Source organism: Zavarzinia sp. (assembly GCF_049306435.1).
Classification (GTDB): Bacteria; Pseudomonadota; Alphaproteobacteria; order Zavarziniales; family Zavarziniaceae; genus Zavarzinia.
The window spans coordinates 1-13,700 of sequence record NZ_JBAQRT010000241.1; the positions used below are offsets into that span (position 1 = coordinate 1).

The 13,700-nt window shown below is 67.3% G+C and carries 13 protein-coding genes and 1 riboswitch; of the genes, 6 read left to right on the plus strand and 7 right to left on the minus strand.

Features of this window, described 5'->3' with window-relative positions; translation table 11 throughout:
- Positions 1 to 139: 139 nt before the first annotated feature.
- The 3 genes from phnF to WAZ62_RS14080 all read left to right on the plus strand — a co-directional run bounded on the left by phnF (position 140) and on the right by WAZ62_RS14080 (position 3,114).
- Positions 140 to 877, plus strand: a complete 738-nt coding sequence (phnF, locus tag WAZ62_RS14070) for a phosphonate metabolism transcriptional regulator PhnF (protein ID WP_422644166.1) — start codon at positions 140 to 142, stop codon at positions 875 to 877.
- 252 nt (positions 878 to 1,129) lie between these two features.
- Positions 1,130 to 2,320, plus strand: a complete 1,191-nt coding sequence (locus tag WAZ62_RS14075) for an alpha-D-ribose 1-methylphosphonate 5-triphosphate diphosphatase (protein ID WP_422644167.1) — start codon at positions 1,130 to 1,132, stop codon at positions 2,318 to 2,320.
- A 212-nt stretch (positions 2,321 to 2,532) separates the two neighbouring features.
- Positions 2,533 to 3,114 (plus strand): hypothetical protein, encoded by a 582-nt coding sequence (locus WAZ62_RS14080; protein WP_422644168.1) that lies wholly within the window; start codon positions 2,533 to 2,535, stop codon positions 3,112 to 3,114.
- Between the two features lie 20 nt (positions 3,115 to 3,134).
- On the opposite strand, the gene WAZ62_RS14085 is transcribed toward WAZ62_RS14080, so the two are convergent.
- The 5 genes from WAZ62_RS14085 to gcvT all read right to left on the minus strand — a co-directional run bounded on the left by WAZ62_RS14085 (position 3,135) and on the right by gcvT (position 8,518).
- Positions 3,135 to 3,977 (minus strand): TonB family protein, encoded by an 843-nt coding sequence (locus WAZ62_RS14085; protein ID WP_422644169.1) that lies wholly within the window; start codon positions 3,975 to 3,977, stop codon positions 3,135 to 3,137.
- A 93-nt stretch (positions 3,978 to 4,070) separates the two neighbouring features.
- On the minus strand, positions 4,071 to 5,621 hold the full coding sequence (gene gcvPB / locus WAZ62_RS14090; RefSeq protein WP_422644178.1) for an aminomethyl-transferring glycine dehydrogenase subunit GcvPB: 1,551 nt from the start codon (positions 5,619 to 5,621) through the stop codon (positions 4,071 to 4,073).
- A complete protein-coding gene (gene gcvPA / locus WAZ62_RS14095) occupies positions 5,621 to 6,967 on the minus strand; it encodes an aminomethyl-transferring glycine dehydrogenase subunit GcvPA (protein ID WP_422644170.1) in 1,347 nt (448 codons plus the stop codon). Before gcvPA ends, gcvPB begins: the two co-directional genes overlap by 1 nt.
- Before the next feature lie 15 nt (positions 6,968 to 6,982).
- Positions 6,983 to 7,357 carry a glycine cleavage system protein GcvH gene (gene gcvH / locus WAZ62_RS14100; protein WP_422644171.1) on the minus strand — a complete coding sequence of 125 codons (375 nt, stop codon included), beginning with the start codon at positions 7,355 to 7,357 and terminating at the stop codon, positions 6,983 to 6,985.
- Between the two features lie 9 nt (positions 7,358 to 7,366).
- Complete coding sequence (gene gcvT / locus WAZ62_RS14105) at positions 7,367 to 8,518, minus strand: glycine cleavage system aminomethyltransferase GcvT (protein ID WP_422644172.1); 1,152 nt, start codon at positions 8,516 to 8,518, stop codon at positions 7,367 to 7,369.
- A 142-nt stretch (positions 8,519 to 8,660) separates the two neighbouring features.
- Positions 8,661 to 8,750: riboswitch (glycine riboswitch) on the minus strand.
- A 166-nt stretch (positions 8,751 to 8,916) separates the two neighbouring features.
- Here gcvT and WAZ62_RS14110 point away from each other — a divergent pair.
- Entirely contained in the window at positions 8,917 to 9,834 is a 918-nt protein-coding gene (locus WAZ62_RS14110) for a phytanoyl-CoA dioxygenase family protein (protein ID WP_422644173.1), read from the plus strand.
- A gap of 59 nt (positions 9,835 to 9,893) precedes the next feature.
- Complete coding sequence (locus WAZ62_RS14115) at positions 9,894 to 10,622, plus strand: tRNA-uridine aminocarboxypropyltransferase (protein ID WP_422644174.1); 729 nt, start codon at positions 9,894 to 9,896, stop codon at positions 10,620 to 10,622.
- A 7-nt stretch (positions 10,623 to 10,629) separates the two neighbouring features.
- Here WAZ62_RS14115 and WAZ62_RS14120 read toward each other — a convergent pair whose 3' ends face one another.
- Complete coding sequence (locus tag WAZ62_RS14120) at positions 10,630 to 11,328, minus strand: SDR family oxidoreductase (RefSeq protein WP_422644175.1); 699 nt, start codon at positions 11,326 to 11,328, stop codon at positions 10,630 to 10,632.
- A gap of 80 nt (positions 11,329 to 11,408) precedes the next feature.
- On the opposite strand from WAZ62_RS14120, the gene WAZ62_RS14125 reads away from it, so the two are divergent.
- Positions 11,409 to 11,684: a hypothetical protein gene (locus WAZ62_RS14125; protein WP_422644176.1), complete on the plus strand. Its 276-nt coding sequence runs from the start codon at positions 11,409 to 11,411 to the stop codon at positions 11,682 to 11,684.
- Positions 11,685 to 11,921: 237 nt separating this feature from the next.
- Here WAZ62_RS14125 and WAZ62_RS14130 read toward each other — a convergent pair.
- Positions 11,922 to 13,700, minus strand: a 1,779-nt coding sequence (locus WAZ62_RS14130; RefSeq protein ID WP_422644177.1) for a carboxyl transferase domain-containing protein, incomplete at its 5' end; no start/stop codon positions are given.

A 13,700-nucleotide genomic window follows, 5' to 3' on the forward strand; every position in this document is an offset into this window, starting at 1 on the left:
GCCCGGGCCAGCACGGCGAGCCAGCGCCGGCGTTCTTCGGTCATGTCATCCGTCGTCATCGCGCAATCGCCATATTGTCTAGTCGTCTAGATGTATCTATGATGCCCCCGGGCAAGCGGGCCAGCAAGGGGGATCTATCGTGACAGTGGTCGAGACCGAGAGGGGCCGGGGCCTCGCCATCTGGGCGCAGATCGCGCGCGCCCTGCAGGACGAGATCGCTCGCGGCGTGGTGAAACCCGGCGAGCAATTGCCGCCGGAAGCCGTGCTCGCCGCCCGTTTCCGGGTCAACCGCCACACGCTGCGCCGCGCCGTCGCCGCCTTGCAGGAGGCGGGCGCCGTCCGCATCGAACAGGGCCGCGGCACTTTCGTCGCCGAGGATGTGATCGATTACGCCCTCGGCCAGCGCATCCGCCTGTCGGAAAACCTGCGCAAGATGGATCGGACGCCCGGCTCCACCTTCCTGCGCGGGATCGAGATGCCGGCGCCGGCCCGCATCGCCAAGGCCCTCGGTATTCGTGCCGGGAAACCCGTCATCCTGCTGGAAACCCTGTCCTTCGCCGATGGCCGCGCCATGAGCGTCGGCGCCCATTATTTCCCGAAATCCCGCTTCGACGGCATTATCGAGGATTACCGCCGCCTCGGTTCCATAACGAAGGCCCTGTCGGAACGCGGCATCGACGACTACACGCGGAAGATTACACGGATCATGGCGCAGATGCCCGACCAGGCGGATGCCCATCTGCTCCAGCAGCCGCGCAACCAGCCGATCCTCGTCACCGAGGCCATCAACATCGACCGCGCCGGCGTCGCCATCGAATTCGGCTACAGCCGCTTCTCCGGCCCCCGGGTGCAGTTCGTGCTGGAAAATGAAGCCTGACATCGGGATTCCCGCCGGCCTCGCGCCGGCCCCGATACATCTAGACGACTAGAATGATATTTTCGTGACGGCCCGGTTAAGGAAAGACGCATGAATATGGATGAATGCGAAAATCCATCCATATAAACCCATGATTTCCAATACTTTGTATGAACTCATGCCAAGCCCGCGCCTGATCGGATTTCGTGACGCAGGGTTTCAAAGCGCCGTCTTTTGTCACCACCCTGCAACTCAAAGCCGATAGGGTCGACCATGAACAGCTTTGGAGCGGACACGCCGATGCGCGTCGAAATCAGGGGGGGCCGCATTCTCTGGCCCGACGGTACGATCGAGGAAGGTTCGCTCGCCATCGAGGGCGGCAAGATCGCGGGACCGACCAGGGCGACGGGATTCTGCGCCCATCACGTCATCGACGCCCGGGGCCTTCTGGTGCTGCCCGGCATCGTCGACCTCCATGGCGACGCCTTTGAGCGGCAGATCATGCCGCGCCCGGGGGTCGAGGTCTCGCTCGCCGTCGCGCTGCAGGAAACCGATCTCCAGGTCGTCGGCAACGGCATCACCACGGCCTTCCACGCCATCACCTGGTCGTGGGAGCCGGGCCTGCGCGGGCGCGAGATGGCGTACCGCCTGCGCGACACCATCACCACGATGAAGCCCCGCCTCGCCGCCGACACCCATATCCACCTGCGCCACGAGACCTTCAATCTCGACGCGGTCGACGAGATCATCGAATGGCTGGCCGAGGGCAGCGTCCGCCTGCTCGCCTTCAACGACCACACGCCCGAGATCCACGCCCGCATCAACACGCCGGTCCGGCTGCAGAAATATGCCGAGCGCGCCCAGCTCTCGGTCGAGGATTTCACCGCCCTGCTCCGCCGGGTGTGGGAGCGGCGCGGCGAAGTGCCCGACGCGAACCGCCGCCTCGCCCGGGCGGCGGCGACGGCGCGTATCGCCAGCGCCAGCCACGACGATGAATCGGCCCTGATGCGCCAGCAGTTCCATGGCCTCGGCTGCGGCATCAGCGAATTCCCCAAGACGGTGGAGGCGGCGGCCAAGGCCCGCGACCTCGGCGATCCCATCGTGCTGGGCGCGCCCAACGTGATGCGCGGCGGCAGCCACAACGGCTCGATCGGGGCGACGCCGATGATCGAACAGGGCATGTGCCAGATCCTCGCCTCCGACTATTACTACCCCGCCCTGCTCCACGCCGCCTTCCGCCTCGCCCGCGAAGGCGTGCTGCCCTTTCACAAGGCCTGGGCGCTGATCTCGGCCAATCCCGCCAGCGCCGCCGGCATGACCGACCGGGGCAGCATCCGCCCCGGCGCCCGCGCCGATTTCGTCCTCGTCGACGACGAACAGCCCGCCCTGCCCCGCGTCATGGCCACCATCGTCGCGGGCCGGCCGGTGTTCCAGGCCACAAGGCAACTGGCGGCGGGGTTCTGATCGGAAAAGGCCCTCTCCTCCCGGGAGGAGAGGGGTGGGTGAGGAGGGAAACACCGTCCTGATCCGCCCGCGCACCGTCCCGACCCACCTCACCCCGGCCCTCTCCCCCCTGAAGGGCGGAGAGGGAGACTGGCGAGGCTGTGACCGGCGTCACCGCGCCGTTATCATCATGGGGGTAATCCTGCACCCCCATCGGCAATCGGATCGTCATCGTGGCCATCGACTATTTCGGGCATTCCGCGCTTCCCCCCGACCAGACGGAGGCGCTGCTGGCGCGGCTGCGGCGCGAGCATCCGATGCTTCAGGTCCACCCCGCGAACCGGCTGCAATTCTTCGACGCGGAGATCGCCCGGGAATTCGGTATCGCGGCCCAGGCGAAATTCATGGTCTCGCTCATCGACAAGACGCGGATCGGCGAGGTGCCCGAGGCGCTGGCCGCGATCTATCGGGCTTTCGGGCCGGAGCATCTGGTGATCACCGAAGGCCACGATCGCGCAATCCCGCCGCCGCCCGGCTTTCCCGCCCTCTCCCAGCCGGTGCAACACCGGGGCCAGAACGGCGGGCGCTTCCTGCTGTCCGTGCTCGGCTTCATCGGCGGCTGGATCGCCGGTTATCTCGCCATCGTCCTCGGTTACATGATCTGGTCCGAGGCGACGGCTTTCTTCGACCGCGAAGGCGCGACCAGCATGGGCGTGCTGTTCTTCCTGGGCCCCGCCGGCGGCATCGTCACCGGCATCCTCGCCGCCGTCATCACCTGGCGACTTCGAGGGCGGCGCCCGTGCGCGGCGTCCTAGACCATGTCACGCAGCGTGGCTCAATACTGCCTGAACTCAAAATGTTGCGGCAGCCGCAGGCGGACCTCGCTGACACCGAGATCCGCGGGAATGGGCGGCATTTGAAGGTCGCAGATCGTTTCCATCATGTAGTTGTCGAGCGTGTCGCTGCCGCTTTTGCCCGCCAAAATGCAGTCCTTGACCTTGCCCGTTGCTTCCACCGTGAATTCGACGACCACGGTGCCGCTGGGCCGGGCGATCCGGGCGCGCGGCGGATAGACGAGCGTGTGCCGCAGAAGCTTTACGAACTCATCCACCCAGCCTTTCATCAGGGGGTCCTCCGCCATGGGATCGCCCGGGACGTCATTCACGGAAATGATGTAGCCAAAGCCCAGGATTTCTTTTTTATCCGCGCCGATGCTCCAGTCCTGCGGACGCACGACTTCCGGCGGCTGCACCCCATGGAAAATGAGGGGCAGGCTGAGTTGGGCCTTCCCGATGGTCAGGCCCGGCGGCATGGGCGGCAATTCCAATGGGCAGACCGTCTTCACCGCGTGATCGTCGAGAGCGCTGTCGCCGCTGCCGGTCAGGACCCTGCACTCACGGATTCCGCCGAAGCGACTGACGATGAGTTCGAGCGTGACGGTGCCGATCCGATCGGCCGAGTCGGCGCCGCTGGCAGACACCAGCGCGTCACGTATATACGTCGTGACCTCGTCCACCCATGCGGCCCGCAGTCTGTATTCGTCGGGTGACGGCGATTTCTCGAGGCTTGTCCCTGTCGGCAATGCCGCTTTCTTCCCGCCATCGGCGCAGGCAGCGCCGCCGCAGGCGAGAGAGAAGACAACACACGCCGCAACGACACATGGCTTCAGAGAGATCATGCGCACCCCCGCTTCGGTGGCATGATCGCACAAATTCATAACTCAGACGAGTATAGAACCGCCCCGGCCGGTGACCGGGGCGGTTTGACGCGGTTATTCCGCCGCCCTGGCCGGGGCCGGCGGAGTCCAGCGCAGCACGGGCTTTCGCGCGGCCAGGGTCTCGTCGAGGCGGCGGCGCGGGGCATAATGCGGGGCGCCGGTGAAGCGCTCCACCTCGCCCGCCCTGGCGCTTTCCGCAAGGTGGCGCATCACGGCGATGAATTCGTCGAGGCTTTCCTTCGATTCCGATTCCGTCGGCTCGATCAGCATCGCGCCATGGACGACCAGCGGGAAATACATGGTCATCGGATGATAGCCCTCGTCGATCATCGCCTTGGCGAAGTCGAGGGTGGTGACGCCCGTGTCCTTCAGGAAACGGTCGTCGAACAGCGCCTCGTGCATACAGGGGCCTTCGAAGGACGCCGTCATCACATCGGACAGGCGCGCCTGGATGTAATTGGCCGAGAGCACGGCATCGCTCGCTGCCTGCGCCAGGCCGTCGGCGCCATGGCTCATCATATAGGCGAGGGCGCGGCTGAACATGCCCATCTGGCCGTTGAAGGCGGCCATGCGGCCGAAGCTCTGGCCCTTGTCGTCCTCGACCAGTTCGAAGCGGCCATCCTTCTCGACGACCCAGGGCAAGGGCGCGAAAGGCGCCAGCGCCGCCGACAGGACGACCGGTCCCGCGCCGGGTCCGCCGCCGCCATGCGGGGTCGAGAATGTCTTGTGCAGGTTGATGTGCATTGCATCGACGCCGAGATCGCCCGGCCGCACCCGGCCGACGATGGCGTTGAAATTCGCCCCGTCACAGTAGAAATAGCCGCCAACCCCATGAACGGCCTCGGCAATTTCCCTGATATCACGCTCGAACAGCCCGCAAGTATTGGGGTTGGTCAGCATGATGGCGGCGACGTCCGGCCCCAGCTTCGCCTTCAGCGCGGCGAGGTCGACCCGGCCGTCCGCCGTCGCCGGCACCGGATCGACGGTGAAGCCGCAATAGGCGGCGGTCGCCGGATTGGTGCCATGGGCGCTTTCTGGCACGAGGATGCGTTTCCGCGTCTCGCCATCGCCCTTGGCGACATGGGCGGCGCGGATCGCCATGATGCCGCACAGCTCGCCATGGGCGCCGGCCTTGGGGGTCAGCGCCACCGCCGGCATCCCGGTCAGCACCTTCAGCCAATGGGCGAGCACGCCCATGACCTCGAGCGCGCCTTCCGTCGTCGACAGCGGGGCGAGCGGGTGCAGATCGGCGAAGCCCGGCAACCGCGCCAGTTTCTCGTTCAGGCGCGGGTTGTGCTTCATGGTGCAGGAGCCGAGCGGATAGAGCCCCATGTCGATGGCGTAATTCCGCCGCGACAGGCGGACGTAATGGCGCACCACCTGCGGCTCGGACAGGCCGGGCAGGCCGATCGGGCCTTTACGGGCGAGGGTGCCGAGGCGGCTCGTCACCACGGGTACATCCGGCAGGTCGACGCCGCTGCGCCCCGCCTGCCCCTGTTCGAAGATCAGCGCTTCCTCGTGATCGAGGCCGCGATGGCCGAGCACGGTATCGACCGCGCCCGAAGACGCGTCGCCCGGGGTGCTGGGCCTGCCCTGACGGTTCATCATGCCAGCACCTCGGCGAGAGTCTTGGCGAAGGCGTTTATTTCCGCCTCGCTGTTGGTTTCGGTCGCGGCCACGATCAGCAGATTGTCCGCCGTGGGATCGCCCGGCCACAGCCGCGCCCCCGGCACGCCGCCGAGGATGCCGCGCGCGACGAGCGCCTCCACCACGGGCGCCGCCGCCTTCGGCAGGCGCAGGGTGAATTCGTTGAAGAAGCTCTCGTTCAGCACCTCGACCCCGGCAACGCCGGCCAGCGCATCAGCGAGCGTGACCGCCCGCGCGTGATTGAGCGCCGCCAGTTTCACCAGCCCCGCCTCGCCCAGCAGGGAGAGATGGATGGTGAAGGCCAGCGAACAGAGCCCCGAATTGGTACAGATGTTCGAGGTCGCCTTTTCCCGCCGGATATGCTGCTCGCGGGTCGACAGGGTGAGCACGAAGCCGCGACGCCCCGTCGCATCCACCGTCTCGCCACACAGACGCCCCGGCATCTGGCGCACGAATTTGGCGCGCGCGGCGAAGAGACCGAGGTAGGGCCCGCCATATTGCAGGCCAACGCCCAGCCCCTGCCCTTCGCCCACGACGATATCGGCGCCCATGGCCCCCGGCGGCACCAGCGCGCCGAGCGCGACCACCTCGGTCACGGCGACGATGAGCAGCGCGCCCGCGGCTTGCGCCGCCCTGGCGAGGGCGGTGAAATCGCGGACATGGCCGAAGACATCCGGATACTGGACGACGATGCAGGCAGTCTCGCCGTCGACATCGCCCGCCAGATCCCCCTCGCCCGCCGGCGCCGCCGGCTTCGAGACCACCTCGGTCCCGTGCAGGGCGGCGAGCGTATGGATCACTTCGGCATAATGGGGATGAAGATTGCCCGAGAGCACGACGCGGTGACGCCCGGTGATGCGCCGCGCCATTTCCACCGCCTCGGCGCAGGCGGTCGAGCCGTCGTACATCGAGGCATTGGCGACCTCCATGCCGGTCAGCAGCGCGACCTGGGTCTGGAACTCGAACAGATACTGCAGCGTGCCTTGGGCGATTTCCGGCTGATAGGGCGTGTAGGAAGTGAGGAATTCCGAACGCTGGATCAGGTGGTCGACCGCCGCCGGGATATGGTGGCGATAGGCGCCGGCGCCGAGGAAACTGGCCATGACGCCCGAATGCCGGCTTTTCGCCGCCATGGCGGAAATCGCCTGTTCCACCTCGAATTCGCCGAGGTGACAGGGCAGGTCCACGGGTGCGGACAGGCGCGCCGCTTCCGGCACGTCGCGGAACAGATCATCGACCGAGGGGGCGCCGATCGCCGCCAGCATCTCGGCGCGGTCGTCCCCGGTCAGGGGCAGGTAACGCATGGAACCGCCCCCGGATCAGTGCAGGGTTTCGATGAAGGCGTCATAGGCCGCCCGGTCCATCAGATCGCCCAGTTCGGCCGGATCGGCGATCTCCATCTCGTAGAGCCAGCCTTCGCCTTCGGCATCGGCGTTCACCGTCTCGGGCGCGTCCGAAAGCGCGTCATTGGCCGCCGTCACCTTGCCCGAGACCGGGGCATAGACTTCCGACGCCGCCTTCACGGATTCGACCACCGCCGCCTCGCCGCCCTTGGTCAGCGCCTTGCCGATCGCCGGCACCTCGACATAGACGAGGTCGCCCAGCTGGCCTTGCGCGTAAGTCGTGATGCCCACCCGGCCGGTCGTGCCGGAGACGGCGATCCACTCGTGGTCCTTGGTAAATTTCACGGTCATGTCGATCTCTCAAGCCTTGGCGTAGCGATGGGGAGTGAAGGGAAGCGCGCAAACCTCGGCGGGCAGCGGCTTGCCGCGCACCAGGAGGTCGATTTTCGTGCCGGGTTTGGCGAGTTCGGGCGGGACATAGCCCATGGCGATGGGGCCTTCCACCGTCGGGCCGAAACCGCCCGAGGTCACGATGCCGACCGGATCGCCGCCGCCGGACATGGCGACCACGGTGCCTTCCCGCGCCGGGGCACGGCCCAGCGGCTTGATGCCGACGCGCTTTCGCGTAACGCCGTCGCGAAGCGCGGCCAGCACCCGCGCGGCACCGGGGAAATTCGCTTCCTCCCGGCGGCGCTTCGGCACCACCCAGGCGAGCGAGGCTTCGATGGGATCGGTGCTCGTGTCGATATCATGGCCATAGAGGCAGAGCCCGGCCTCGAGGCGCAGGCTGTCGCGGGCGCCAAGGCCGATGGGCGCGGCCCCCGCCGCCAGCAGGGCCCGGGCAAGCCCCACCGCGCGGTCGGCCGGCACGGAAATCTCGTAGCCATCCTCGCCGGTATAGCCCGAGCGGGAAACGAGGCAGGGAATGCCGGCGATATCGACCGGCGCCGCGGTCATGAAGGTCAGGTCGTTAGCCGCAGGGCCAAGGCCCGCCATCAGCGCCGCCGCCTTCGGCCCCTGCAACGCCAGCAAGGCGCGGTCGTCGAGCCGGGTGAGCACCGCCCGACCCGCCAGCCGTGCCGCGATATGGGCGAAATCCTGATCCTTGCAGGCGGCATTGACGACGAGGAACAGGCGGGTGCCATCCGCGTCGTCCACGGGCCGCGTGATCATCAGATCGTCGAGAATGCCGCCGTCGTCCGCCATGAGGAGGCTGTAGCGGATCTGCCCCGGCTTCAGCTCCTTGATGTCGCCGGGCACCAGGGTCTCGATCAGCGCGGCGACCTCCGGCCCCTCGAGATAGGCCTGGCCCATATGGGAGACATCGAACAGGCCCGCGCCCTCCCGGGTCGCCTTGTGTTCGGCGAGAATGCCCGAGGGATATTGCACCGGCATGGCATAGCCGGCGAAAGGCACCATCTTGCCCCCGAGTTCGAGGTGCAGGTCATAAAGCGGCGTGTATTTCAGGTCGTCGTCATGGCCCAAGGGGGATCTCCGGATATGAGGTGCCATCCGGGCAAGATGGCCCGGACCGCCCCCTCTGTCGGAGAACCTGAGAGATTGACCGGATGGCGGTGAAGAGCCCGTCCATCGGCTTACCCCTTGGGTGAGGTCGCGCCGGCATCGCGCCGTCGCCCCTGCTTTCCAGAGTGCCGTCCCCCCTGCGGTCCGTTTGCCTGAGAGTTTCCGGGGCGGTTGCTCCTTCGGCGCCGGGGTGTGGCCCGGTCTCTCCCTCAAGGGGTAAATACTGTCGGGATTCGGCGGTCCCGACCCCGACAGAATAGGGACCGCATATCACCCGTCAATGGCGGACACGCGGCCGCGCGCGAAAAGGCGCCGGTGTGGCTGCCCATCCTCGGCGGCTTCGTGATAAGACAGGACCGGTCACCCGAGGGAGGCTGGAGATCGCCATGTGGTCGATCCTGACATCGACGAAGAGTTTCGAGGACCGCTGGATCGCCCATGCCGGCCTGAACGACCGGGGGCTGCATCGTCGGCGCATGACGGCGGCGGATTTCTGCGCCCGTCTGCGCCGTGCCCAGTGCCGGATCCCGGAAGACGAACACACAAGATCCTTCGCCGAACAGGGGTTCGTCGTCGTGCCGGATTTCCTGCCGCCGGACGCTTTCGCCACCATTGCCGACGAGGCAAGAGCCCGCCTGGCCGCCAGTGAAGCCCACACCCCCATCCCCGCCAACGAAGCCCGCGGCTTCGGCGCCCGGCGGAAAGCGCCCTGGGGCTTCGACCGCTTCGATGGCGGCACCCTCAACCGCTTCGTCCGGATCGAGCGGGGACAAAGCCCCGCCCTGGCCGCCTTCACCCGATCGCCGCGCCTGGCCGCCCTTGCCCGCTCCCGCCTTGGCGCGGCGATCCCGCCCCGGAACATCCGCCTCTATCTGACCGTGAACGGCGACGAGACGCGCACCCCGGACGATCAGAAGGTCCTGCACCGCGACACATTCTTCAGCAATATCAAGTTCTGGTATTTCATCGACGCCGTCACGGCGGACGACGGCCCCTTCGTCTATGTCCCCGGCAGCCATCGCCTGACCCCGGCCCGGCTGGCATGGGAAGAGATGCGGGCGATCCGCGCCAGCGCCGCGCGGAAAGTCGGCATCATCGGGACCGAGGGGGCCTTTCGCATCGAGGCGGAGGAACTTGCCGGCCTCGGCCTGCCGCCGCCGGTTTCCGTCACCGTGCCCGCCAACAGCCTGGTCATGGCCGACACCCTGGGCTTTCATCGCCGGGGCGACGCCGTGCCGGGCACCCAGCGTCTCGCTCTGTACGGCAGCGTGCGGCCCTGGCCCTTCGGCCTGATCCGGCGCTGAGCCGCCTTATCCGGCAAAGCGTGACGGCGCCGCCGCGATACGGCATGATCCGCGCCATCATGACCGACGCCCCCGCCGAAAAGCCCATCGATCCCGCCCTGCCCGAGCCCTGCCCCCGCTGCGGCAAGCGCCCGCCCCTTTGCATCTGCGAGGGGATCGAGCCGATGCCCAACCGGATCGAGCTGCTGATCCTCCAGTATCCGCAGGAAAAGACCGAACCCCTCGGCACCGCCCGTCTCGCCGCCCTGCATCTGCAGAAGGCACAGGTGAAGATCGGCTTGTCGTGGCCGAGCCTGGCCAAGGCCCTCGGTCGGCCGGTCGATCCCGGCCGCTGGGCGATCCTTTATCTGGGCTCCGCCGCCATGGCCGACATGCCCGAAGGGCGCGAAGTGGTCGCGGTCGATGCCAAGAGCCAGCCCCTGCCCGACCAGAAGGCGGAGCTTTCCGGCATCGATGGCGTCATCCTGCTGGACGGCAGCTGGTCGCAGGCCAAGACCCTGTGGTGGCGCAACCCCTGGGTCCTGAAGTGCCGCCGCCTCGTGCTCAACCCGGCAACCCCGAGCGCTTACGGCCGCCAGCGGAAGGAGCCCCGCAAAGAGGCCCTCTCCACCCTCGAATCCGCCGCCCTGCTGCTCGCGCGCCTCGAAAAGAACCCGGGGCTGGAAGCACCGATGCGCGCCAGTTTCGAGAAACTGCTGGCCGCCCACAAGGAAGCCCAGCCCAAGCGCGACTGGCGCCGCCGACCGGGCACCAAGCGCCCCGCCGGCCCGAAACGGACGGGCGCCTGAGGCGCCCCTAAACAGAACGGGTGACGCCGCCGTCGATGCGGATGTTCTGGCCGGTGATATAGGCCCCGCGCGCGCTGGCCAGAAGGGCGATCAGTTCGGCCACTTCCTCGACCTTGCCGTAGCGGCCGAGGGGGATGCGGGCCTCGATTTCCGGCTTTGCCGGGAAACTGTCGATGAAGCCGGGCAGAACGTTGTTCATGCGGATGTTGTCGGCGGCATATTTGTCCGAGAACAGCTTGGTGAAACTGGCGAGGCCGGCCCGGAACACGGCGGAGGTCGGAAAGGCCGGATCCGGCTCGAAAGCGGCGAAGCTCGAGATATTGACGATGGCGCCGCCCTTCTGCGCCTGCATGATCGGCGTCACCAGCCGGGTCGGCCGGACCGCGCCCAGCAGATAGGTATCCATGCCGAGGTGCCAGTCCTCGTCGGTCAGGTCGAGGATGCCACCGCGCGGACCATGGCCGGCGCTGTTGACCAGAGCATCGATGCGGCCCCAGCGCGCCATGACCGTACCGACAAGCCGGGCCAGATCATCCCCCGACTGATTGGAGCCGGTGACGCCGAACCCGCCGAGCTCCGCCGCCAGCTGTTCGCCCTTGCCCGAGGGCGAAAGAATGGCAACCTTGAAGCCTTCCTCCGCCAGACGCCGGGCCGCCGCGGCGCCCATGCCGCTGCCGCCCGCCGTGATGATCGCTACCTTGTCCACATCCGTCTCCCTGCCGCGATGAACTTTCCATGCTCCCCCCCTTGAAGCGTAGTGTTTACTTAAAACCATGGAGGTCAGCTATGAGTGCGAGCGACTACGCAGATGATTTAGAGACCGCTGCCCGCGTTGCCCTGTTCAAGGCTGGTGCCCTTGAGGCTTGCCTCGCCCACAAGGATATCATCATGCGCCTCGGAAATGCCGATGCCGAGCGGCACGCCTACGCCCTCGCCACCACTATCTCAAGGCGTGACGGAACCTACTGGACGCGTGCAGATCTTATGCCAGTGATGAAGGAACAATTGGATTTGGCCACCGATGGCGAGTGCCCGCGCTGTGGCAAGTTGCGAGATGCATAATCAGCAGTTCGGCAACCACTGAAGCAATCTTGAAGATTACTATGGCGCAAGACCATGAGCGCGCCCATGTCATGTCTGACACTTAGACACTAGACCAGCTCCGACAACGCTTGCGAAACGTCTTTATATTTCCTCCCTCGTCGTCCCGGCGAAGGCCGGGACCTCGACCAGGAGAGGGCGCCTTCTCGTCGCGAGGTCTCGGCCTTCGCCGGGACGACGAGATCAGGACCACGTCCATCAGGCCGCAGAGCCAAGCCCCCGCAGAATCCAGGCCCGCGTTTCGGCCGGGTCGATCACCGCGTCGATCTCGCCGAAGGAGGCCATGTTGATGGCCTTGCCACTCGCGTATTGCTGGGCGACCAGCCTGTCGAACAGGGCTTTCTGTTCCACGGGATCGCCCGCCGCTTCCAGTTCGCGGCGGTAGCCGAGGCGGACCGCGCCCTCCAGGCCCATGCCGCCGAATTCGCCGGACGGCCAAGCGATGGTGAAGAGCGGCCGGTGGAACGAGCCCGCCGTCATGGCCTGGGCGCCGAGGCCGTAACCTTTCCGCAGCACGATCGCCATCACCGGCACGGTCAGATTGGCGCCGGCGATGAAGAGATCGGCGGCCTTCCGTACCATGCCCTCGGCCTCGCAAGGCGGGCCGACCATGAAGCCCGGGGTATCGACGAGGCTGATCACCGGCAGGCGCCTTGCCTCGCACAGTTTCAGAAAGCGCGCGCCCTTTTCCGCCGCCGGGGCATCGACCGCGCCGCCCAGATGCGTGGGGTCGTTGGCGATGAGGCCGAAGGGTTTGCCTTCGATGCGGACAAGGGCCGTGATCATGCCCCGTCCGAAGCCGCCGCGCAGTTCCATGACGCTGCCGGTATCGCACAACAGCGCGATCGCCTTGCGGATGTCATAGACCCGCAGGCGGTTCTCGGGCACGACATGGCGCAGTTCCCGCTGGTCCGCCGCCTGCCAGACCGGCGAGACGCCCTGGAACTGGCCGAGCAGGCGTTTCGTCGCCGCGACCGCCGCCGCCTCGTCCGCGACGCGCAGGTCGATATTGCCATTGGCCCATTGCATGGCGACCGGCCCCACCTCCTCCGGCCGGAAGCTGCCGAGGCCGCCGCCCTCGATCATCGCCGGACCCGCCATGCCGAAGGAGGCATTCTCGGTCGCGACGATCAGATCGCAGCAGCCGAGAAGCGCGGCATTGCCGGCGAAACTGTAACCTGAGACGATGCCAACCATCGGCACCTTGCCCGACAGGCGGGCGAAACTGGCGAAGGTCGGCACGTCGAGGCCGGCGACACCCACCCAGTCGGTATCGCCCGGCCGCCCGCCGCCGCCCTCGGCGAAGAGCACCAGGGGCAGGCGCCATTCCTCGGCGAGGTGCAGCACCCGGTCGGTCTTCTTGTGATTCATCATGCCCTGGGTGCCGGCCATCACCGTGTAATCATAGGCGATCACCATGGTGCGGGCGGCTTCCGCGCCCATCTCGGCGGCATTGACCGTGCCGGTGCCGGCGATCAACCCGTCGGCCGGGCCGTTCTCGATCAGATCGTCGAGGCCGCGGCGCCTGCGCTGGGCGGGCAGCAGCAGGGCGCCATATTCGTTGAAACTGCCGGGATCGCACAGGTCCTCGACATTGGCGCGGGCGGTGCGCTGGTTGGTCCTGGCGCGCCGGGCGACCGCCGCCGGGCGGTTGGCGTCGAGGCCCGGCGCATGGCGGGCGATCACCTCGGCGAGATCCGGGCGGATATGGTCGGGATCGACCACCCCGACCTCGCCCGCGACCGCGCCTTCGACGGCGGCGGGCTCGATGAAGGCGAGGGCCGCGCCTTCGGCGATGGTCTCGCCTTCGGCGCCGCCATGGCGGCGGATGATGCCGGCGAAGGGCGCCTTCACCACATGTTCCATCTTCATCGCTTCGAGGATGGCAAGGCTCTGGCCGGCGGCGATGCCGGCCCCTTCCGCCACCTCGAAGGCGACGATGCGTCCCGACAGGGGCGCCGCCACCGCCTCGGTCCC

What these genes read in the sequence shown, in the direction of transcription:
- WAZ62_RS14115 (WP_422644174.1), top strand. Translation starts at nt 9,894, where the DNA reads ATGACCGACGCCCCCGCCGAAAAGCCCATCGATCCCGCCCTGCCCGAG.
- gcvPA (WP_422644170.1), bottom strand. Translation starts at nt 6,967, where the DNA reads ATGCGTTACCTGCCCCTGACCGGGGACGACCGCGCCGAGATGCTGGCG.
- gcvT (WP_422644172.1), bottom strand. Translation starts at nt 8,518, where the DNA reads ATGGCACCTCATATCCGGAGATCCCCCTTGGGCCATGACGACGACCTG.
- gcvH (WP_422644171.1), bottom strand. Translation starts at nt 7,357, where the DNA reads ATGACCGTGAAATTTACCAAGGACCACGAGTGGATCGCCGTCTCCGGC.
- WAZ62_RS14125 (WP_422644176.1), top strand. Translation starts at nt 11,409, where the DNA reads ATGAGTGCGAGCGACTACGCAGATGATTTAGAGACCGCTGCCCGCGTT.
- WAZ62_RS14085 (WP_422644169.1), bottom strand. Translation starts at nt 3,977, where the DNA reads ATGATCTCTCTGAAGCCATGTGTCGTTGCGGCGTGTGTTGTCTTCTCT.
- WAZ62_RS14110 (WP_422644173.1), top strand. Translation starts at nt 8,917, where the DNA reads ATGTGGTCGATCCTGACATCGACGAAGAGTTTCGAGGACCGCTGGATC.
- WAZ62_RS14075 (WP_422644167.1), top strand. Translation starts at nt 1,130, where the DNA reads ATGAACAGCTTTGGAGCGGACACGCCGATGCGCGTCGAAATCAGGGGG.
- gcvPB (WP_422644178.1), bottom strand. Translation starts at nt 5,621, where the DNA reads ATGAACCGTCAGGGCAGGCCCAGCACCCCGGGCGACGCGTCTTCGGGC.